Source organism: Caballeronia arvi, assembly GCF_001544695.2.
GTDB lineage: Bacteria > Pseudomonadota > Gammaproteobacteria > Burkholderiales > Burkholderiaceae > Caballeronia > Caballeronia arvi.
Genome location: NZ_FCOM02000055.1, coordinates 18,030 through 39,954, shown reverse-complemented (window position 1 = coordinate 39,954; position 21,925 = coordinate 18,030). Strand labels below are relative to the sequence as shown.

18 protein-coding genes are annotated in these 21,925 nt (G+C 62.4%); 10 read left to right on the top strand and 8 right to left on the bottom strand.

All coding sequences use genetic code 11. The features are described from left to right. Positions 1 to 259 precede the first annotated feature (259 nt). Genes AWB74_RS35420 through AWB74_RS35400 form a run of 5 tightly spaced genes read left to right on the top strand, consistent with a single transcriptional unit; the run spans position 260 to position 5,778 of the window. The gene (locus AWB74_RS35420; RefSeq protein ID WP_061151282.1) at positions 260 to 1,390 is read left to right on the top strand and encodes a porin; all 1,131 of its coding nucleotides are present in this window, start codon (positions 260 to 262) and stop codon (positions 1,388 to 1,390) included. 20 nt (positions 1,391 to 1,410) lie between these two features. Beyond that, positions 1,411 to 1,629, top strand: coding sequence for a DUF3311 domain-containing protein (locus AWB74_RS35415; protein ID WP_061151281.1), 219 nt, complete (start codon positions 1,411 to 1,413; stop codon positions 1,627 to 1,629). Continuing rightward, positions 1,626 to 3,104 (top strand): sodium:solute symporter family protein, encoded by a 1,479-nt coding sequence (locus AWB74_RS35410; protein WP_061151280.1) that lies wholly within the window; start codon positions 1,626 to 1,628, stop codon positions 3,102 to 3,104. Before AWB74_RS35415 ends, AWB74_RS35410 begins: the two co-directional genes overlap by 4 nt. Before the next feature lie 17 nt (positions 3,105 to 3,121). Then, positions 3,122 to 4,312 carry an amidohydrolase family protein gene (locus AWB74_RS35405; RefSeq protein WP_061151291.1) on the top strand — a complete coding sequence of 397 codons (1,191 nt, stop codon included), beginning with the start codon at positions 3,122 to 3,124 and terminating at the stop codon, positions 4,310 to 4,312. After that, complete coding sequence (locus tag AWB74_RS35400) at positions 4,309 to 5,778, top strand: amidohydrolase family protein (protein WP_061151279.1); 1,470 nt, start codon at positions 4,309 to 4,311, stop codon at positions 5,776 to 5,778. Before AWB74_RS35405 ends, AWB74_RS35400 begins: the two co-directional genes overlap by 4 nt. Before the next feature lie 51 nt (positions 5,779 to 5,829). Here the strand turns inward: AWB74_RS35400 and AWB74_RS35395 are convergent, their stop codons facing one another. Next, on the bottom strand, positions 5,830 to 6,663 hold the full coding sequence (locus AWB74_RS35395) for a bifunctional allantoicase/(S)-ureidoglycine aminohydrolase (protein ID WP_061151278.1): 834 nt from the start codon (positions 6,661 to 6,663) through the stop codon (positions 5,830 to 5,832). A 19-nt stretch (positions 6,664 to 6,682) separates the two neighbouring features. Beyond that, complete coding sequence (locus AWB74_RS35390) at positions 6,683 to 7,918, bottom strand: amidohydrolase family protein (RefSeq protein ID WP_061151277.1); 1,236 nt, start codon at positions 7,916 to 7,918, stop codon at positions 6,683 to 6,685. Positions 7,919 to 8,205: 287 nt separating this feature from the next. On the opposite strand from AWB74_RS35390, the gene AWB74_RS35385 reads away from it, so the two are divergent. From AWB74_RS35385 to AWB74_RS35370, 4 genes are all read left to right on the top strand, one after another. Then, on the top strand, positions 8,206 to 8,415 hold the full coding sequence (locus AWB74_RS35385; protein WP_061151276.1) for a DUF3311 domain-containing protein: 210 nt from the start codon (positions 8,206 to 8,208) through the stop codon (positions 8,413 to 8,415). A gap of 10 nt (positions 8,416 to 8,425) precedes the next feature. Continuing rightward, the gene (locus AWB74_RS35380) at positions 8,426 to 9,835 is read left to right on the top strand and encodes a sodium:solute symporter family protein (protein WP_061151275.1); all 1,410 of its coding nucleotides are present in this window, start codon (positions 8,426 to 8,428) and stop codon (positions 9,833 to 9,835) included. An 874-nt stretch (positions 9,836 to 10,709) separates the two neighbouring features. Beyond that, positions 10,710 to 10,934, top strand: a complete 225-nt coding sequence (locus AWB74_RS35375) for a hypothetical protein (RefSeq protein WP_061151274.1) — start codon at positions 10,710 to 10,712, stop codon at positions 10,932 to 10,934. A gap of 55 nt (positions 10,935 to 10,989) precedes the next feature. Beyond that, entirely contained in the window at positions 10,990 to 11,241 is a 252-nt protein-coding gene (locus AWB74_RS35370) for a hypothetical protein (protein ID WP_061151273.1), read from the top strand. 309 nt (positions 11,242 to 11,550) lie between these two features. On the opposite strand, the gene AWB74_RS35365 is transcribed toward AWB74_RS35370, so the two are convergent. Then, complete coding sequence (locus tag AWB74_RS35365) at positions 11,551 to 12,258, bottom strand: MgtC/SapB family protein (RefSeq protein WP_061151272.1); 708 nt, start codon at positions 12,256 to 12,258, stop codon at positions 11,551 to 11,553. A gap of 345 nt (positions 12,259 to 12,603) precedes the next feature. On the opposite strand from AWB74_RS35365, the gene AWB74_RS35360 reads away from it, so the two are divergent. After that, positions 12,604 to 13,536, top strand: a complete 933-nt coding sequence (locus tag AWB74_RS35360) for a helix-turn-helix domain-containing protein (protein WP_061151271.1) — start codon at positions 12,604 to 12,606, stop codon at positions 13,534 to 13,536. A 25-nt stretch (positions 13,537 to 13,561) separates the two neighbouring features. On the opposite strand, the gene benC is transcribed toward AWB74_RS35360, so the two are convergent. The 5 genes from benC to AWB74_RS35335 form a co-directional block, all read right to left on the bottom strand. Beyond that, the gene (benC, locus tag AWB74_RS35355) at positions 13,562 to 16,360 is read right to left on the bottom strand and encodes a benzoate 1,2-dioxygenase electron transfer component BenC (protein WP_061151270.1); all 2,799 of its coding nucleotides are present in this window, start codon (positions 16,358 to 16,360) and stop codon (positions 13,562 to 13,564) included. Between the two features lie 655 nt (positions 16,361 to 17,015). Further along, the gene (locus AWB74_RS35350) at positions 17,016 to 18,104 is read right to left on the bottom strand and encodes a porin (RefSeq protein WP_061151269.1); all 1,089 of its coding nucleotides are present in this window, start codon (positions 18,102 to 18,104) and stop codon (positions 17,016 to 17,018) included. 69 nt (positions 18,105 to 18,173) lie between these two features. Then, the gene (locus AWB74_RS35345; protein ID WP_061151268.1) at positions 18,174 to 18,893 is read right to left on the bottom strand and encodes a sulfite exporter TauE/SafE family protein; all 720 of its coding nucleotides are present in this window, start codon (positions 18,891 to 18,893) and stop codon (positions 18,174 to 18,176) included. Between the two features lie 7 nt (positions 18,894 to 18,900). Beyond that, positions 18,901 to 20,319: an amidohydrolase family protein gene (locus AWB74_RS35340; protein WP_061151267.1), complete on the bottom strand. Its 1,419-nt coding sequence runs from the start codon at positions 20,317 to 20,319 to the stop codon at positions 18,901 to 18,903. Positions 20,320 to 20,330: 11 nt separating this feature from the next. Next, positions 20,331 to 21,707, bottom strand: a complete 1,377-nt coding sequence (locus AWB74_RS35335) for a uracil-xanthine permease family protein (RefSeq protein ID WP_061151266.1) — start codon at positions 21,705 to 21,707, stop codon at positions 20,331 to 20,333. Positions 21,708 to 21,925 lie beyond the last annotated feature (218 nt).

Genomic DNA, 21,925 nt, shown 5'->3' with positions numbered 1-21,925 from the left:
TATCACGCGCGACGGAGGCTGGCAATCTCGCGGCGCGCTTGTCCGCATATCTTGCAGAGCCTTTCGACGTCTCGCTTCGGGCATTTGAATTTCCACTGCACTCCATTCGAACATTTAATTTTTGAATGCGTGAGGAGATGACTACCATCGGTCCACGTCGATACGAATGGCGAGATTGCACGAATCGACGTCAGACAAAAAAGCCCGGACGGAGGCCTTGAAGAAATGCCCCGTTACGAGACAAATGACCGGAGACAGGATGAAGACAACGCAGTCGAAGCGCCATTGGAGTTGGCCGCTCGTGGCGGCAGGCACAGGCCTGATGCTGGCAGGCACGGCGAGCGCGCAGTCGAGCGTCACGCTGTTCGGCATCGTCGATGCCGGCATCACGTATACGAATAACCAGCAAGGCCATTCGGCATGGCAGGCGACGGGCGGCAACGAGTCCGGACCACGCTGGGGCCTGCTCGGAACGGAAGACCTGGGAGGCGGCCTCAAGGCGAACTTCAGGCTGGAAAACGGCTTCAACGTGATGAACGGCGCGGCCATGCAGGGCGGCCGGATGTTCGGCCGGCAGGCGTGGGTCGGAATGAGCGGCGACACACTCGGCGCACTCACGCTGGGCCGGCAGTACAACACCGTGCAGGACATTCTCGGCGCGATACAGATCAGCAATACGCTCGTTCAGTATTCGACTCACCCGTTCGACAACGACGACATCAACAACACGTTTCGCACGAACAACGCCGTCAAATACGTTTCGCCGATCTTCGCGGGCCTGCAGGCGAACGTGATGTACGGTTTTTCGAACTCCACCGGGTTCGCGGCGAACAATAGCTGGAGCGCGGGTCTTTCATACACGCACGGGCCGCTCAATCTCGGCGCGGCCTATGCGCGCATGAATCAGCCCGCGAGCAGCGCCGTGGGCGCGGTCGCATCCGACAACTACTACGCACCCGCCGCCGCGGTCTTCGGAACACGTCTCGTCGACGCGACCCGCCAGCAGATCTGGGGCGGCGGCGGAACCTACACTTTCGGGCCCGCGACGCTCGGCCTGCTCTATACGGGCTCGAATTTCAACATGGCGTCGGGCGGTGCGCTGCGCTTCGGAAACTACGAGGGCAGCATGCGCTACGCGCTGTCGCCCGCGCTGATCGCGGCTGTCGGCTATACCTACACCGAGACCTCGCAGGGCGACACGAACGGACACTATCACCAGGTCTCGGGCGGCCTTCAGTATCTGCTGTCCAAGCGCACCGACGTCTACGTGAACGGCCTTTATCAAAAGGCTTCCTCCGGCATCGGTCATGCATGGATCGACGGCATCGCGGGGCCATCATCGACGACGTCGCAAGTGGCTGTGGTCGCCGGTCTGCGTCAGAAGTTCTGACGGATCACGCAAGGAACCGTATGAAACTCCGCATTCTTCTCGCCGCGCTGCCGTTCATCGGCCTGTATTCGGGCGGCTCGCTCGCCGCGCATACGCCGCTCTTGTTCGGCATGCCGTTCCTGCTCGTATGGAATCTGTTCTGGATGGCCGCGACCGCCGCCATCCTGGCCATCATCTATTGCCTCGACAGCCGCGACGAAGCGGCACGCTCGAACCAACGCGCGGAGGCCGGCCAATGAACGCATCGCTGATCATCATCGTTCTTTTCGCGATCTTCGCGCTGGCAGTGGGGCTCTGGGCGCGCCGCGGCAAGACCCTGAGCCTCGAGCAATGGGCTGTCGGCGGACGCGGCTTCGGCTCGCTGCTCACGTTCCTGCTGATGGCGGGCGAAGCCTTCTCGACCTTCTCGTTCCTCGGCGCGAGCGGCTGGACCTACAGCAAGGGCGTGCCGGCGTTCTACATCCTGTCGTACGGGTGCCTCGCATATGTGCTCGGCTACTGGATGCTGCCCGCCATCTGGCGCTATGCGAAGGATCGCAACCTCGTGTCGTTCGCGGACTACTTCGCCGCGAAGTACGACAGCCGCGCCGTGGGTGTGCTGGTGTCGATGGTCGCCGTATTCGCGATGGTGTCGCTCCTGATCATCCAGTTGCGCGGGCTCGGGATCATCGTCTCCGAGATGTCGTATGGCCTGATCTCGCAGAACACCGCGATCTGGATCAGCGCGATGCTGATGGTGGCGTACATGACAGTCTCGGGCATTCACGGCTCGGCGAGCATCGCGATCTTCAAGGACGTGCTGATCCTCGGCCTGGCGATCTTTCTCGGCACGTATTTGCCGCTGCATTATTTCGGCGGCTTCGGCGAGATGTTCGCGCGCATCGACGCCGTGCATCCCGAACTGCTGCGCATGCCCGAGCATGGCTTCAATCTGAGCTGGTACAACTCGACACTGCTCCTGACGTCGCTCGGCTACTACCTGTATCCGCACGGCTTTACCGCCGTGTACGTGGCGCGCGACGCATCGGCGCTGCGCAAGAACGTGGTGCTGATGCCGATCTATCAGGTGCTCATCGCCTTTCTGTTCCTCGTCGGTTTTGCCGCCGTGCTCACCGTGCACGGGCTCGAAGGCGCGCAAACCGATCTCGCGCTGCTGCGTCTCGTCAAACAGACTTTCCCGTCATGGTTCGTGGGGATCGTCGGCGGCGCGGGGCTGCTCACCGCGCTGGTGCCGGGCTCGCTGATCATGCTCAATGCGTCCACGACGATCGCGCGCAACATCTATCGCGATGGCTTCGCGCCTCAGGCGAGCGAGAGGGAAGTCGCACGCGTCGCACGGATCGCATTGCCGCTGTTCACGCTGGTGGTCGTCTATTTCGTGCTGCGTGGCGGTGCGACTTTCGTCGCGCTGGCGATCTTCTCGTCGAGCCTGCTTACGCAACTCGTGCCGATGCTGGCGTCGAGTTTCCTGAAGCGCCCGTTCGGCACACGCGAAGCGGCGTTCGGCGGCATCGCTGCCGGCGGCATCGTGCTCGGCTTGTCGAGCTGGGGCGGCATGACGCTCGCGTCCGCGTTCCCCAACGCGCCGCTCGCGTTCACGTCGATCAACATGGGGCTCGTCGCGCTGTTCGCGAACGCCGTCGTCTTTGTGGCAATCAGCGCCGCGCAGCGTATGTTGCGCGCGCGTATCGATACCGCCGTGGAATCGGCATGACAATCGGCATGACAATCATGACTCGCTCTCTTCACCTCTCCAATGTCCGGCTGGCCGATGGTCAGCGGGTTTCCGTGTCGGTCGTGGATCGCCGCATCGAGGCGCTCGGCGCGCATGTCTGCGCCCCACGTGATGCGCACGTCGAGGATGGCGGCGGCGCGCTGCTGCTGCCGGGCTTCGTCGAAGGGCACACGCACATCGACAAGAGCAACTGGGGCCGGCCGTGGTACCGCAACGAGGTCGGCCCGCTGCTGACCGACCGCATCAGCAACGAACGTGAGTGGCGCAGGACGTCGGGGCACGAAGCGGCCTCGCAGTCGCTCGCGCTGTCGCGCGCATTCGTGCAGGCGGGCACCACGCGCTTGCGCACGCATGTCGATATCGACACGGATGCGCGACTGCGCTACCTCGAAGGCGTCCTTGCTACGCGGGAAACGATGCGCGACATGCTCGACATGCAGATCGTCGCCTTTCCGCAGTCGGGCATGCTGATCCGTCCCGGCACGACCGAACTGCTCGGCGGCGCGCTCGCGGAAGGCGCCGACGTGCTCGGCGCGCTCGATCCCGCGCTGATCGACGGCGATCCCGTCGCATCGCTGAACGCGACCTTCGGGCTTGCCGAACGCTATCGCAAGCCGATCGATATCCATCTGCACGAGCCCGGCGAAATCGGCGCATTCACGCTGAAACTGCTGCTGGACCGCGTCGAGGCGACGGGCATGCAGGGACAGGTGGTCGTCAGTCACGCGTTCTGTCTGGGCGCATTGCCCGAGCGCGAGCGCGATGCGCTGCTCGACCGGATCGCGCGTCTGCGCGTGGCGCTCTTGACTAGCGCGCCGCCTTCGCGCACGGTTCCGCCGCTCAAGCTTTGCCGCGAGAAGGGCATCACGATGTTCGGCGGCAACGACGGGATTCGCGATACCTGGGCTCCGTATGGCGTTCCGGACATGCTCGAACGCGCGATGCTGATCGGCATGCGCTACGACCTGCGGCGCGATGACGATCTTCTGATCGCGTTCGATTGCATCAGCGACGCCGCCGCGCGCGGCTGCGGTTTCGCCGAATACGGCCTGCGTGCGGGCGCACGCGCGGATCTCGTGCTGGTCGATGCGGAGTCCGTCGCGCATGCGGTGGTGGCACGGCCGAAGCGCAAGCTCGTCGTGTCGAACGGCCGCATCGTCGTGCGTGACGGAGAACTCGCGGCATGAACGAATACTTAGACGGACACGAACACGAACACGTCGACATGCTGATCGAGCACGGCTGCATCATCACGATGGATCCGTCGCGCCGCGTCATCGACGATGGCGCGGTGGCGGTCAAGGGCGATCGTATCGTCGCCGTTGGCGAAACCAGCGCACTCGCACGGCGATACCGCGCGGCGCGCGTGATCGATGCGCGCCGCAAGGCCGTGCTGCCGGGTCTGATCGATGCCCACGCGCATGCCGGACACGCGATGCTCAGAACGATCGGCGGCGCGGACGGCGAGGCGTGGACGGCGGCGTGCGAAGCGATCTACACGAGCGCATCGGACGAAGCCTTCTGGGAGACGGAGTCCCATCTTGCCGCGCTCGAGCGCCTGAAGGCGGGCGTGACGACGGGCGTGTCGCTGCTCGGAGGCGGAGATTCGATCATGCGCGTCGACGATCCCGTCTACGCGCGGCGCCACTGCGACGCGGTGGTCAGAACGGGCACGCGCTCGATCGTCGCGGTCGGGCCTTCTCGTCCACCCGCGCCTCGCGCTTATACCAAACACGACGCAAGCGGCAGCGTGACGCGCGATATCGATTTCGACCGCATGTTCGACGTATGTAAGGACATCGTCGATGCATGTCATGGCGACGCCGGCGGCCGCATCCGGATCGCGCTGACGCTGCCGGTCTTCGCGCCGGAACACTATCCGGACGTCGCGCGGTACGAGCACGACTACAGGCGCGAAGCGGGGCGCTATGCGCTGCTGGCGCGCGACAGGGGATTGAGCATCACGCAGGACGGTCATCGCGCGGGCACGCTCGATTTCGCGCATCGCGAACTGGGCCTGCTGAATTCGAAGTCGTTCATGTCGCATGCCATCGATCTGACCGAGGCGGATATCGCGGCTTGCGTCGAGACGGGTGCTTCGATCGTGCATAACCCGAGCGCGATCATGTCGATCATCGGACGCTGCCCGGTGCCCGAGCTGATCGATGCGGGCGTGACCGTTGCGATCGCGTCCGACGGCGCGGCGCCCGATCGCGGTTACGACATGTTCCGGCACATGTGGCAATGCATGCACTATCACCGCCGCCACTTCCGCGACCCGGGCGTGCTTCCGCACGGCAAGGTGCTCGAGATGGTCACGATCGACGCCGCGCGAGCTTTGTCGCTCGATCATGAGCTGGGATCGCTCGAAGCGGGAAAGCAGGCCGACATCGTTCTGGTCGACCTGTTCAAGCCGCATCTGATGCCGATGAACATGCCGGTCTATCGCGTCACCTGCTTCGCGAATGCGGGCGATGTGTGCATGACGATGGTCGGCGGGAAGGTCCTGATGGAGGACTACCGGGTGCTGACGGTGGATGAGGGAGAGATACTCGAACGCGTCTCGCAGGTGGCAGACCGTACGTTCGGGCGGGCGGGTCTGCGGCATCTGCTGGACGCGCCGCCGACGTTGTGGGGACGCAGTCAGTACTGAAGCGCAGCCTGGCGGCACGCCCGGGGAGAGGGCGTGCCGCGTCGCGCCGGATTATCGCGGCGCGTTGAGCGTCAGCTTCATATGACGGTTGACGTCCTTGTACAGCAGATAGCGGAAGCGGCTCGGTCCGCCCGCGTAGCAGGCCTGCGGGCAGAATGCACGTAGCCACATGAAGTCGCCGGCTTCCACTTCGACCCAGTCCTGATTCAGACGATAGACCGCCTTGCCTTCGAGCACGTAAAGGCCGTGTTCCATCACGTGGGTTTCCGCGAACGGAATCACGCCGCCGGGCTGGAACGTGACGATATTCACGTGCATGTCGTGACGCATGTCGCTGCTATCGACGAAGCGCGTCGTCACCCAGCGTCCTTCCGTGCCGGGCATCGGAATCGGCTCGATGTCCTGTTCGTTCGTCACGAAGGCTTCGGGTAGCGGCACGCCGTCCACGGCTTCATAGTGCTTGCGGACCCAGTGGAAGCGGGCCGTATCCTTATGACGATTACGCAGTTGCCAGTTCGCGCCGGGCGGAATGAACGCATAGCCGCCGGTCTTCAGAACGTGCAGCGTGCCTTGCAGCGTCAGCTCGATTTCGCCTTCGACGACGAACAGCACGCCTTCGGCCTTCTCGTCCTGTTCGGGACGCTCGCTGCCGCCGCCGGACGCCACTTCCATGATGTACTGCGAGAACGTCTCGGCAAAGCCCGACAGCGGACGCGCCAGCACCCAGAGGCGAGTCTTGTCCCAGAACGGCAGATGACTGGTGACGATATCGCGCATCACCCCTTTGGGAATGACGGCGTACGCTTCGGTGAACATTGCGCGGTCGGTCAGCAGCTCGGTCTGTGCCGGATGGCCGCCGTGGGGCGCATAGTAGGTGTTTGACATAGGAGTCTCCGTAGGGATTTCACGCCGTTGCACTGGTCGCAACGCCGTGAGGGTGTCCGGCTTCGCCGGACTTGAACTGCAAGCGGGACGAACCGCCCTGGATCTGGCCGCTGCGCACGATGGCGCGTTGCGCGGGCACCGCGGCAACGGCCGCAGCGGCGCTCTGTGCCTTCACGATGACGAAGCTGGCGTCGTTGCCGGCCTTCAGTCCGTAAGCGTCCTGTCCGAGCACGGCGGCTCCGGCGTCCGTCGCCATATGTAATGCGACGAGCAACGCCTCATCAGTATAGAAACCGGAGCGATAACCGATGAGCATCGCTCTTTGCAACATGTCGCCGTTGCCGTAAGGCCACCACGCGTCCTGGATGTTGTCGTTGCCGGTAAAGACGCGCACGCCTGCTTCGCGCAGCCGCAGGATCGGCGGGAACGCACGGTCGCCGGGCGCGTTGGTCATGATCGATACGCCGGCATCCGCAAGCGCCACGGCGACCCGGTCGACCACGTCGGGTGCGACATCGCCCAGTCCGTAGGCATGGCTGACGGTTACGCGGCCCTGCAGGCCCGACGCCTTTGCGTATGCGGCGATCCGGTGCAACTGGTCGATCCCTTGTTGTCCCGGTTCGTGCAGGTGAATGTCGATCTTCACGCCGCGCTTGTCCGCGATGCCGAAGATGATCCGGAGCTGAGCCTCGGCGTCGCCGTCGAGTGTCGTCGGGTCGATTCCGCCGACGACCTCTGCGCCTTCACGCACCGCCGCATCGAGAATATCCGCCGTGCCGGGACAGGAAATGACGCCGGCCTGAGGAAATGCGACGAGTTCGATATCGACGAGGCCGCGCCATTTTTCGCGCGCTTGCATGACGGCGTGCAGGTTGGTCAGTCCCGTGGTCGCATCGACGTCCACATGACTGCGCATTGCAATGGTGCCGAACGATGCGGCCTGACGAATCAGCGCATCCGCGCGCTCCGCGATGGGACGCGCGCCTGCGAGTTCCTGCTTCTCGATGGCAAGACGCTCGCGCAGGCTGGCGACGGCACGATGAGGACGCCAGCGATCGCCCACGAAGCTCTTGTCCAGATGAATATGTCCGTCGACGAAACCGGGCAGCACGAGATGGCCTTCGAGATCGATGATCTCCGCGTCGCCCGTATCGGGCCGCCGCGAACCGATGCTCGCGAAGCGGCCGTCCTTCACCGCGAGGTTCAGTGGGTTGCCATCAGCGTCGATGGCATTGACGAAGACGCGGTCGAACATGCTTGTGCCTCAGGGAATCGGGACCTTTTCAACGCGTCCCGAACCCGTTGCGGCGTTGCGTTGCGCGGTCCTCGGATAGGGGGGATCCATACAAAATATAGGAGGCGCGCGATATCCACAAATTAAATATCGAAATCCGACCTATCCATTTTATGAATGCTTGAGCATGGCTTTGACATCGGCAAACTGGACTCATCGATCGCGCATGTCTGGCACTAGGCGGCGAAAAATGAATGATGCACGCTCCGATCCGTCGTTGTACAAAACATCACGAAGGCGGAGACAATATGCTGAAACTCTTGATTGGGATCGGAATTCCGTATGGCGGCGTGATCGGATTGTTGCCGTGGGTCGCATCAGCCGAGCGGTTCGTGTTCGGTGTGCCGCTCGTCTATGCATGGATCTTTTCGTGGTTCGTGCTGACTTCCGTCTGCCTGCTGGTTTGCTGGCGCATGTTCGACCGCGACGCCGGCACGCGCACCGCGCAATCTCATTGAGGACACGATCATGGCAACGGCGGTTTTTCTCGGCTTCATCGTCCTGTCCTTGTGTCTCGCGGTGAGTTCGAGACGAGGCGCGAGCAAGCAGGACGTGCATGACTTCTTCGTGGCTTCCGGACAGTTCGGCGCATGTCTCGTGTTCTTTCTGACCGCGGGTGAGATCTACAGCATCGGCACGATGGTGGGATTCCCCGGAGGAATCTATGCCAAAGGGCCGACCTATGGCGTCTGGTTTCTCGGTTACATTCTGCTCGCCTATCCATTGGGCTATTTCATCGGGCCGAAGATCTGGGAAGCCGGCAAGCGCTACAACGCAATCACCCTGCCCGATCTTTTCAAAGGTCACTACAACAGCCGCGCACTGGAACTGGTGGTCGCGGCCACGGCGATACTCTTCCTCCTGCCTTGGGGAGAGTTGCAGTTCACCGGCCTGATCGCCGCGTTCAAAGGTCTGGGGTGGCATCTCGATCCCATCTATCTGACGCTCATCGCGGCGGTGCTCGCGTTCGTGTATATCGCGATTTCGGGCGTGCGATCGTCGGCGTATATCGCCGTGCTCAAGGACATCCTGATGGTCGTGGCGATCATCGTCACGGGTATCGCCGTCGCTTCGCACGCGGGTATCGCACATGTGTTTCATGCGGCGAGCCAGCATGTCGGCAACACGATGAACACGCGCCAGTTGACGTTCTCGATGAGCACCATGTTGTTTCAGGCGCTCGGGTTCTACATGCTGCCCGTGGGCGTCCAGTTCTTCTTCACGGCGAAGAACGCCGACACGATCCGGCGTACCCAGATGGCGATGCCCATGTACATGCTGATGTATCCGTTTCTGGTCCTCGCCTCGTACTATGCGCTGAGCCAAAACCTGCATCTGAACTCGCCGAACGAGGCGTTCTTCGCTGCCGCGACGCGGCTTCTGCCGGATTGGGTGCTGGGGCTCGTGGCGGCTGCCGCATCGCTCTCGGGTCTGCTGGTGCTTGCGGCCCTGTGCCTCGCCATCGGTCCGATCGTCACGCGTAATCTGCTGCCGAACATGCCGGAGAACAGACAGAAACGCGGCGCGAAAGTCGTGATTGCACTTTACCTACTGGTGTCCATCGTGATGACTTTGTCATTGCCGAACCTGATGCTCACGCTGGTCAATACAACCCTCTACGGTGTCACCCAGTTCTTTCCGGGCATGCTGATCATCCTGCTGCGGCTGAGGGTGCGTGCTTCGGCGGTAGCGCTGGGCATTCTGACAGGACAACTGCTGGCGATCGATCTTTACGTCCGCGATGTCGACCTCGGAGGCTTCAATCTCGGTCTGCTGTGTCTCGCAGTGAACGTGCTGGTCATGTTGTCGAGCAACGTGATCGCGAAGTTCATCATGTTGAATGCGCCACGACATCCGGCTTCGCGCGGAAAACTGTGACGAGCAACACGCCCAACGCTCATGCACACACGGATCTTCGACCTCGACGGGACCCTGAGCGATCCGATGCCCGGCTTCAGCCGCTCGATCAACCATGCGGTCGTTTCGTCGGGGTTTCAGGCATGCCGCGAGCCGGAACTGGCGCGCCGTGTCGCGCCCGGACATCGTAAATCAAAATAAGTCCGTCAACCCGGAAACACGTGTGGGGTGCCGTATTTAACTTAGGACTTTTAAGACACTATAGGTATGCCACTCTTTGCGTATTGACCAGTGACCGCGTTTGTGAGTTGCTTATCGATGTTCGCAAAAGCGGGAGTCGTTGATAAAGAGGGGAGACCTGAACAGAGGGGCTCGACAATCATGAGGCCCGGCAGCGTCGATCGTTCGTGCCAGCCGAAGCAAGTGCGCACGCGGAATGTCTCAAGATAATTCATACATCTCGCAGTACTACGTCCTATCATGTAAACGCGGCCACTCGTTAATTTTGAAAATTCGTTAGCATCGCAGATAAGTTGAAAGCCGCCGGTTCGTGTCTCTTATTGGAGATCTTCACTCCGTTTTTCGTCGCGAGAAACGTAAGTTCGGGCGCGGGCTTGCTGACGCTGCCTGCGTCCGCATCGTGTTTCTCGATGGGTATGGCACGGGCGGTTTTTCTGCATGTTCGATGCAATGATCGTGCAGTTGTTCAACTTCGATCGTCGGGATCAGAAGAAGGCAGGTCCGAGGTGAAGTAGTTGATCGATCGCGGGAGTTTCGGTTGAAATGGGTACAACTTCTACTATTCTAAGAGGTGCATTATGCTTAGTAATCCAATGTAATGGCGGTCGCATCTGGTGGAGCATCGAGATCAACCTAAACAAGCAGGAGGCGATAAATGAACGTGTTCTTCGGAAACGTGAGGCCCGGAATCGCTCTGGGGGCGAGTGAGGCGGACCGGCTGAAAGGCGAAATCGACGCGGTCCTCACCGGGATGAACGCCCTCAATGTCGGCAGTCATTGCACGATCCCCAACTTCAAGCTGGACGACGGCAGACGGATACCAATTACCGCGCAGATAAGCAATATCAATGACAGGGATATGACCGTCGATTTGAGCTAGTGGAGCGTCAGGATCCTCGTGTCAATCCAGTCATGTCGAAGGAGGGAAACATCTCATGCCAACAGTCATAATCAAGGCGTTCAGCGCCAAGAAGCTACCGAGCCCGATACTGGTAGCAACGTGGGTTCAGAACTGGACCGCCGCCGCGGGCGGGGTGTGGAACGCACCCACTTACAACGACGATGAATGTACCGTGACGGTTAACGGGATAGCAGTCGCAGCTGCAACAACTCCGGTTCAGGGAACTGTCGATAACTATAACGAAACGCATCCGGGCAACGATATGATCACTGTATCGGTTCACTAAAGCCGGGCGATGCTTATGAGTTGGCGGCCTGCCAACGAAGCGCAATTGCGCGGTGCGGTGGATTCCGCGCCGCGTAAGCGCAAGAATGACGATGACTGCGCCACTTACCTAAGTATCCTTGTAACGCGCAGCGCCGACACGCACGATCGACGTCCGAAGACTGCCACGCATTCTTCTTTGATCTCGACGCCGGGCGGGTGACCGACGGCGCCCCGCAGGTAACTTTGCTGTCTGAGCGGTTCGAGCTTGGGAACCCTCTTTTGCCAAAGCGGGAATCGGGCGATGACCAGCCCCTGGCTACGAATGGCTTCACTCCGGGGTGGTCTCCACATCCGTCGCGGACCAACTGATGCTCGAGACGCCGCGCTCCATGCTCATTCGGCTCGCCATACGTTCGAGCTTGGCCTGATCCTTCGGATGCATTCGCACTGTCGCCGTCACCTTGACCTTGGACGCGTCGCCCGCCGCATCTTCGCTCGTCAGGCTATGGAAGGATAGGGGCTGTGATTCCATGGCATTCGATAGCAGTGTACGAATGTGAATTTCATCCTCCTGACGTCCGACTACGGTTAACATGTACTGTCGCACCAGGTCGGCGCTAGACACTGGCGTAGCGTTGATTATTTGGCTCAGCTCTCGCAGGAGCGTGTTGGTCATCAGCACGACGCCTGTGCCAGCAATGGCGGGTCCGTAATGACCAGTCCCGCACAGCACGCCGACGGCTGCTGAACACCAAAGGGTTGCCGCTGTATTGATGCCCTGTATCGAGCCTTTATCGCGCATGATGACGCCACCGCCGAGGAAGCCAACTCCCGAGACGACATAGGCTGCTATCTGCGTGACACCCGCAACGCCGTTACCTGTGAGCATGCCGAGGGTGACAAACAGGCAGGCTCCGCTTGTAACCAGTGTAATTGTGCGCAGACCAGCGGTGCGCTGACGCAATTGCCGCTCTAGTCCGATGGCTACGCCGCAAGCGAACGCGGCAACGAGGCGCATCGCGAAATCGAAACTCATATGACCTCTTGAGATGAACCCTAAAAGGTCGCACGAGCACATGTCGTTGTCGTGACTTTGTTGCGATATGTGGGTATGTCCCGGCAAGTGAAGGACTCTGTCACCCTCGCAAGTAGGGAGCACGTGTATTCAGTCGCGTGGTTAAGGCGAACGATCCTGTCCGATCATCGAGGTCGGCAGGCACATTTTCGGGATACGCGCAATTGATGTCGTAGTGCATCGTCGAACCATCCACTCGCATTTACGATGCGATTTTGGTTACAGAAATCTGTATCGCCATTGAACGCCCCGAGCACCTATGGAACAATGGACAGAGATCACATAGAGCAGGACATAACGTGCATCATGGCCAATGACCGGCAACACCGCCGGACCGTTCTGCATTTCGCGCTCTATGGCGCGGAAGCCGACCAATCCTGGGTCGACATGGTCCATTACGAACGCATTCCCCTGCGTGCCGGCCGTTTCGACTTCGACATCAAGCCGCATGTCCATGACGCGCTGATCCAGGTGCTCTACGTCACCGCGGGAGGCGGCGAGACCTTCATCGACGGCCAGACTTGGGCAGTCGAAGCACCATGCCTGATCGTTGTGCCAGCGCGCTCGGTCCACGGCTTTCACTTCCGCAGCGATATCGACGGTCATGTCATCACCGCCGCGCAGTCTGCGCTGGAATCGCTGGCGATGACGGCTGCGCCAGAGCTGCTGGAATTCATCCGCACGCCGACGGTGCTGTCGATCGATCCGGACGTCGAGCGCGGCACGCCCCTCGACACCCTGTTTCAGTCCATCGGCCACGAGGCGGAGAGCCACGAGCGCTGGCAGTTCACCGCGGGCGCAGCACTGACGATTGCTCTGTTCGTCAAGATCGGGCGCCTCAGCGAGAGCGCCCGGCTTTCAGCCAGTTCCGAGCAGCGGACCATGTCCGGGCGGATCGAGCGGTTCCGTGCGTTGCTCGACCGCCATTGCCGCGAGCGGCGTCCGGTCGCCAGCTATGCCGACGAAATGGGCGTGAGCACCGGCCAGCTCTCGCGCATCTGCCGGGCCACCTTCGGTGTGTCAGCAATCGAGGCGATCGATGCACGCTCGATCCATGAGGCGAAGCGGCTGCTCGGTTATTCGACGCTCAGCGTGAAGCAGATCGCCAGTGAACTGGGCTTTCAGGACGAGGCCTATTTCGGTCGTTTCTTCCGAAAGCAGACCGGACTGCGGCCAACCGAATACCGCTCCGCGGCCCATGATCGATCGCTGCCGCCGGAAAAGGGGAGCGCGGACTGACTCGGCCGCGCGCCCGGGCATCGCTTCAAGCCGTTACCCCGCGGAACGTCACGAACAGGTGTTCCGGGCCCGAGTTGGTCAGGTTGTTGCCCCTCACATACTGGATCGGCCTTGTCGGATCGAGCGCGATATCGCCGACCTTGCGGGCCAGAGCTTTCGTCGCGATCAGCGTCTCCAGCTTGGCGAGCGGCGCGCCGAGGCATTTGTGCATGCCGTTGCCGAAACCCAAATGGCCGTTGGAATCGCGGTCGATGTCGAACATCTCACCGTCGGCGAACTTTCGGCTGTCGCGGTTCGCGGCCGACAGCAGCAAGCGCACCACCGCGCCCTTGGGCAGATCAACACCCGCGACCGTGGTGGCCTCGGTGGTGATGCGGCTCACGCGCTGGACGGTCCCACGATAGCGCGCCACCTCCTCGACGAAACGGTCAGCGTCGGCGGGGTTTTCGCGGATCCGCCCCAGCAGGTCCGGTTGTTCGGTGAACATGCGAAAAGCGTTGGCGACAAGGATAGTCGTCGTGTCATGCCCGGCGATGAAGACGAAGGCGCATAGCTCCTTCGCTTCCTTTTCCGAAAGCAACCCGTCCTTCCACATGCGCGCGATATGCCCGCCGATCGACTGGCTGTCGGTGCGAGCGAGGCGCTCCATCGCTTCTTTCAGGTAAGCGAAGAAAGCCTGCGCGCTCTGCTCGTCGGTGCCGGTCCCCGGCGCATTGCGGGCGAGGCGCCCGAAGTAGCTAAAGGTCTCGTCCGACCAGAACTTCATTTTCTCTTCATCCTCGTTCGGCACATCGATCATCGTGGAGATGGTCGAGATGCTGAGCGGGATGGCGAAATCGTTGACGACATCACCGCCACCTTTGGCAATCATCGCGTCAAGCAAATCCTCCGCCCTCTGACCGATCTGATCGATAAAGGGATCGAGAGACAGCGGCAGGAAAGACGGTTGGACGACCTTGCGTAACCGCGAATGATCGGGCGCGTCGAACAGTGTCAGGAACGTGAGCGGAGGCGGACTGACGACCTCGGAAGAAAACAGCTTCGGATTGCGTATCGCCTGATAGACGTCGTCATAGCGCGACAGGAACCACACGTCCGAAGTCGCCGACGGGCAACGCAGAACCGGCGCGTGCTCCCGCATCCAGCGGTAGTGCTCGTAAGGGTCGCCTTGCGAGCCGTCATCGACCACCTTGAATGGTTCAAGCCCGTCCGGCCACTTCAGTTCATGTGAATAAGGCGGAAGGGTCTTGGCCGTAAATGGGCAAATCTGCGGCGCGCTTTGCGGCACGGCAGGCCGTGCAGAACGGGCAGTGGGTGGCACTGCGGCAACCGGTGCGGTCTTGCCGAGCGTCATACGCTCCAGCGCCCGGCTCATCGTGGCCTTGGAGTGCAGTGCGTGCAGCGCGATGATGTCCCGTGCCGCGTTCAGGTTGCCCAGTTCGAAGGCGGCGACGATGTCCCGGTGCTGCTGGACGATATCGCCGACTATCTCGATCTGGTCGGTCAGCGCGCGAGCGATGTAGTCCTGCACGGCAAGTTGCCGGTAGAGCGCGATAAGCTGGGTGTTCCCGGAAGCTTCAACCGTGAACATGTGGAAGGCGTGGTTTGCCTCGATATAGCGCGGAACGTCGGTAAAGCGCCGCCCGGACACGAACGGCGCCGTTGCCTCGGCGAGTTGGCGGAAGACGGTCAATTGCTCGCTCGACAGCCGTCCCATGGTCAATTGAGCCGCTCCCAGTTCGAGCGCCATGCGCAGGTCGAAGGCTTCATCGACATCGACAGGAGCGATGCGCTCCTCGCCGGTCTGAACCACGAGGCCGGTGCCAGCGAACTTTTCGTAATAGAAGTTGCGCGGCGTCAGCCCTTCGGATGACAGAAAATCGCGCACCGCATCGACCATCGGCGGCGGCCCGCAGAGGTAGACATCCGCGTCTCCGTCGTTGAGCTGGGAAGCGCTGATGTGGCCGGTCACGTAGCCCTTGTTGGGATGGACGCTGTCGGGGCTGGAGACGGTGCAGGCATAGGTGAAGTTCGGCAGGCGCTGCGCATAGGTTTCGAGCCGGTCAATGCCCACCAGATCCGCATCGCTGTTCACACCCAGGATCATGTGGATCGGATACGGACTGCCGCCGTCAGCGACGATCTTGTCCAGCATCGAGAGAAATGGCGCGAGGCCCGTACCACCCGCCAGAAACAGCACCGGCCGTTCGATCGGGCGCAGGTAGAAGCTTCCGAGCGGGCCGCGAAAATCGATTGAATCTCCGACTTTTGCGGTTTCGCGGAGCCATCCCGACATCACCCCTTGGGGTACATTGCGCACGAGAAAGGACAAGTGCGGCTCGGACGGCCCCGAGCTGAAGGAATAGGATCGTGTCTGATCGGTGCCGGGCACACGGATGTTGACATACTGCCCCGGCAGGAAGCTGAGATCTGCGCGATTCTCGAGCTCGACAGAGAAAGCGATCGTGGTGTCTGACGCCCGTTGGCAGGCGACGATTCGTCCGCTGTGGGAGGACGGTCCGGTACCCGAGACGTCGGAGTTCGTGGCGATCTGGATCACACAGTCGGAATGTGGGCTCATCTGGCAGGTAAGAACCTTGCGGGCGCTCGCCTCCTCGGAGCTAAGTGCATCCTCGACGCAGTCGCCCAGAACGTACTCGCCGGACTCGCAGACCGCTTTGCAGGTGCCACACACACCATCACGGCAATCGAGTGGAATATTGATCTTGGCGCGAATGGCGGCGTCGGTGACTCGCTCGCCTTCCTTGCACTCGATGAAGCGGGTCACTCCGTCCTCAAAACGGAGGGTTATCTGATGGGCCATGACGGTGTCTCCTCTAGATGCGCCCGAACAACCGCTCCGCTGGCGGTATCGTCGGCCGCGTTGGCGCGCGAGGTAACCTTGTTTCTCGCAAGCGCCCGCTGGGTTCAGTGACACCAATTTAGAGCCTTAGCCGCACTCCTCTCAATGGACAGAGACGTCGTTCGCCCGGACAAAACGTGCACCGACGTTTCGTTAAGTCTTCGCCTCGTCTTAGTTACTGTTGAAAATCGCTGACAGGATTGACTGCGGCCTCATAGGCAAGGAGAACGCACGGCCTTGTCCGGACAGCTTTCTAGCTGCATCCCTACTACATTTGATGCGTCTGCATGAGCGTCACTATCCGCCGGGAGGTAGAAACACCTTGTGAGCAGGATCTTGCCCGCAGGGTTGGCCGGGCAGCTTGCTTCGCAGGTCCGATTTCTCTGTCCTTCACCATTTGATTGCATGTCCACGGGAAGCTGAGCTTCAGACCTGCTGCCCGTCATCGGAAAGGCGTCAGTTCATGTCCGTAGGCGGACTCAAAGCGAAATCGCCCATTTGCACGCAGAGCGCCGGCATCCAGTTTGCGTTCCGCGACTGCGTGAACAGGGAGTGATCCTATCGAGCGCGCGCATGAGAACCCGTGACCCGGGGCAACGTCCGCACGCGCGACCCTTCAAAACAGGTGATGGATGCCGGCCAGCACCACCGTCTGCCGGTTCGACGACGACGGACCGATGCCTAGCGTGCTCGCGATCGCGCCCGACGAAGCCTGCTCGACCATTACGTCGGCGTATAGCTGTGTGAGCTTCGAAAGCGAATAGACGTTGGCGATCGTCACCTGCGTCCAGCGCTGTCCATCGAGCGTCGTGGTCCACGCGCCCGCGCCGATCATGTATGCGGGCGTGAACTGAAAGTTTGCGCCGCCATCGATGGTGCGATAGTTCTCCGAACGTCCGCGCGCCTCGATGCGCACTTGCGTCAGCAGCGCATGCAACTGCACGCGTCCTATCTGATAACTTCCGCCGATGCCCGCGTTCCTCACGCTTTGTGCGACGAAGGATCCGCTGGTCGGAAGCGCGACGCCCTCGAAGCTGGTGAGACCCAGCCCGTTCGCGAGATTGAACGCGCGGTCGCGATACTCCGAATACGCCGCCGCAAGGTTGAGCGGCCCATAGCCATACGTCGCGCCGAAGCTGAAGCTGCGCCCCGTGGTGCTGCTCGACTGGTTCGTGAAACCGTACAGCGCGCCGACGGTCACGCCCGCGAAATTCTGGCTGCGAAACTTCACCGTGTTCGACAATTCGACCGGCACCGTGTTGCCGAGTCCATCGATATTGCCGGGATGGAACGCCGAGAAATCGCCGAGCGTCTGAGCGGTGGAGAGCGGCCCGAGCATCTCAAAGTGAAAGTCCGTCTGACGCCCGAGCGTGAGCGTGCCGAAGCGGCTTTCGCTCAGGCCGACATACGCCTGGCGGTTGAACAGCGTGCCCGCGCTCGACATCGCGCCGCTGATCGTCGAGAAGCCAGACTCCAGCTTGAACACGGTTTTCAGTCCGCCGCCGAGATCCTCGGTGCCGGTCAGGCCCCAGCGATCGGCCTGCAAGGTGCCTTGCTGCGCGATGAATGCGCGTGAGCCGCGCAGATTGCTCACATAACCTACGCCCGCGTCCAGACTGCCGTACAACGTCACGCTGCTTTGCGCGTGCACGTTCGCCGCGACGCTCAGCGTCGAAAGGGCGAGCGCAACCAGACTCTTGTTCATAAGGGTCTCGCTATCGATGAAAAGGGAAGCGCCGGGCACGGCCGGCGAGGACTTCAGGACTTCAGGACTTCAGGACATCAACGTCTGATACAGAATGGCCGCGCCCGACACGATCGCGAACGCCATCACGGAGACGCGCAGCAGACGCGCGTTCAAACGCTGATGCACGTGCTGGCTGATCCACGCGCCGGCGATCACCGGCGGCACGAGCAGCAGCGCCCACACGAACTTTGCGCCGGTGATTTGCCCGGTCACGGAGAGCATCACGAGCGAGAGCGCCTCGCCGATCGCAAAGCACATTGCGATGGTCGAGCGCAGCGCCGGCGCGCGATAGTGCTGGAAGACCATCGCGAGCGCGGGACCGCCGATGCCCGTAGCCGTTTCGGTGATGCCCGTCACCGCGCCCGCCGCCATCAACGCATTGCGGCCCGGCAAAAAGCTCGGCGCGCACAGCGTCGCGACGGCGGCGGCGATCGTCGATGCGCCGATGAAAATATTGAGGTCGTGCGCCGAGATGCGCGAGATGATCCATACGCCCGCCACCGCGCCCGCCGTCCTGCCGACGGTGATCCACAGCGTGCCTTTCGAATCGAGCGCGGGACGCTCGCGCCACGCGAGATAGACGTTCAACGGCAGCATCAAAATCAGGAGCGACACCGGCAGGAGACCTGGCTCGATCAGCCCGATCACGGGCGCGCAGATCAGCGCGAAGCCGACGCCGACCGCGCCCTGAATGAAGGCGGCTATCGCGACGGTGGCGGCGAGCACTGCAAAGATGGTGAGACTCACGGCGAATTTACTCCACGGTAGGCAGGGGCGTTTGGGTCAGCGGTTGCAGCGACGGCGCTACGTGCACGCGTTGGATCGGCGCCTGCGCGACGACTTCGCGCGCGATGTCATCGACTTCTCTCAAGAATGCGCGGGCGTCCCAGTCCGTCGGCCAGCCTTGCCACAGACGCAGCTTGCCGGCGACGAACACAGCGTCGATCTGACTGCGGTTGGCAAGCCGCACGAGTTCCCATGTGAGATCCCACGATGGCCGCATCTCGGGCACGTCGAGATCGACGAGCAGAAAGTCCGCCGCCTTTCCCGCCGCGATCTCGCCGCTGAGGGCATTCAGACGCAACGCATCCGCGCCGCCGCGCAACGCGCGATCGAGCCACAGTTCGCCCCCGCCGCACGACGAATCGCCGCTCGCGAGACCGAAGGCGAAGCGCTGCGCGGTTTCCGCGGCATCGACGAGGCGGAACGCGTCGCTGCGCGTGCCGTCGGTGCCGAGGCCGAAGCGGATGCCGAGCGCGGCCATCTGCAAGGCGGGCGCGACCGCGTTGCCTTTCCAGGAACTCGCGACCGGGTTGTAGCTGACGGCCGCGCCCGTGTGCGCAAGCAGGTTCAGCTCGGACGGCGTGACGAGCGTCGCGTGCGCGATCAGCGTCTGCGGGCCGAGCGCTCCCGCGTAATGCAGATGCTCGATGGGCCGCAACTTGCGACGAACGATCGAACGCTCGACTGACGCGAGATGCTCGTTGGCGTGCGTCTGAAACACCGCGCCCGCATCCGCGCACAGGGCGGCGGCGGTTTGCAGCATGCCGTCGGAGCCGGCTTCCGGCACCGAGATCGCCAGCGACGGATGCACGAGCGCGTGCCCATCCCAGCGCGCCAGATGCTGCTGCGCCCGCACGACGATGGCGGCTCGGGCGCGAGCGTCGATATCGTCGGCGAGATCGTTGCAGATGAGGCCGAGCACGCAGCGCACGCCGGCTTCCTGCGTCGCGGCGGCGATCGCCGATGCATCGCCGGCGGCGCGCGTGCCCGCATCGCATACGGTGGTGAAGCCGCCGCGCAGCGCTTCGAGCGCGGCGAGCTTCGCGGACAGATACACGAGCTTTTCGTCGAGACAGTTTTCGAGCGGCACCCAGATGCGCCGGTAAATCTCCGACGGCTCGCCGAACGCGAGCGCCTTGCCGAACGATTGCGTCAGATGATGATGCGCGTCGAGGAAGCCGGGCATCAGGAGCTTGCCGGGCAGCGCAAGCGGCGCGAGATGCGTGTAGCGCGCGAGGATGTCATCGGCGAGACCGACGGCGACGAACTTGCCGTGCGCGACGACGACCGCGTGATCGCGCTGCGGGCCGTCGGCGAGCAATACGTATTCGGGCAGCAGCAAGAGTTCGTTGACCTCGAGCGAGGCCGGCGAGAGCAGTGGGTTCTTCATGATGGATCGGTTTAGTGGCAGGAGCGGTTGTCTTGCATGGCGGCTTCGAGCGGCGCGGCGGGATCGGCGGCAGGGCGTTCGCGCCAGTGGAGCTTCAGATGCACGAACAACACGTTGACGACGACGGCGGTCAGCGCACCCATCGCGAGCCCGTTGCCGAGCACGATCTGCAGCGCCGCCGGAAAGCGGCTATAGACGCCGGGCACGACGATCGGCAGCACGCCCATCGTCAGCGCGGCGGCGAGCGTGTACATGTTGGCGCGCGAACGCAGGTCCACCTGGCGCAGCAGGTTGATGCCCATCACGCCGATGATCGAGAACACGATCAACGCGGTGCCGCCGACGACCGGCGCGGGAATCGCATTGGCGAGCCGGCCGAGCGGCGCGAGCAGGGCGATGACGACGAGCAGTGCGCCCGCCGCCGCCGTGACGAAGCGCGAGCGCACGCCCGTCGCCTGCACGATGCCGATGTTCTCGCTGCTCGTGATGATCAGCGATGTGCCGAAGAGGCCGCCGAGCACCGACATCGCCGCATCGCCGCGAATTGTCTTCGGCACCTCGGTCTGCGGATCGATTTCCTTGCCGACGACTTCCGCGATCGCGACCGTCTGGCCGGTCGCTTCGGCCATCGAAATCACGCTGAAAATCAGCAGCGGCAGCGCGGCGACGATATCGAAACGCGGCATACCGAAGGGCAGCGGCGTCGGCAGCGTGAGGACCGCGCCGGACCAGACATCGGCAAAACTCATGACGCCGAGCGACCACGCGAGGGCCGCGCCCGCGAGCAGGCCGAGCAGCACGGCGAGTTGCCCGAGCATGCCCTTGAAGAGCTTCGCGAACAGCACGGTGAAGGCGACCGTCGCGAGCGCAAGCCCGATGCCGAGCGGATTCGCGAATTCCGCCGTGCCCGGCCGGCCAACGATCACGACGCCGTAGATGCGGATCAGATTGATGGCGACGAGAATCAGCATCGTGCCAATCACGATGCGCGGAAAGAAGCGCAGGCAGCGCGCGAAGACCGGCAAGAGCAGGAAATAGCAGAGGCCGGTGAGGATCGTCGCGCCGGCCGCGGTCGCCAGATCGGTCTGCTGCGCGATCAGCACGAACAGCACGACCGGCGCGCCGCCCGGCACCATGATGAAGGGCAGGCGCGCGCCGAACTTGAGCGGCCCGAAGGACTGCAACAGCGTGCCGAGCCCGCAGACGAGAAAGGTCGCGCTGATCAGATCGACGGTCAGCGCCGACGACAGCCCCAACGCCTTTGCGACGAGAAATACCGCCGTGATCGGCGATGCCGCCACGACGAGTACATGCTGCAAACCGAAGAGGATGAGTTTTGCGAGCGGCAGGCGCTCGTCGACGGGGCGAATCGGCGGTTGGTGAACCATGACGGTTGTCTCCTGTATGCCGCGCCTCGGGCCGATCGTCCGGCGCGGTGATTTTGATTTCCCAAATCGATTTGGGGTAGGGCGATGAAAAAGGGGCGAGCGCCCCAAATCGATTTGTTACCGTAGAATGGTGCGTCATCTCGGTGCTGTCAAGCCGAAAAATTTATCGGTGTCGCGGTCGCGATAGTCGCGATTTCGTCGTGGGAAAAGTCATGAGC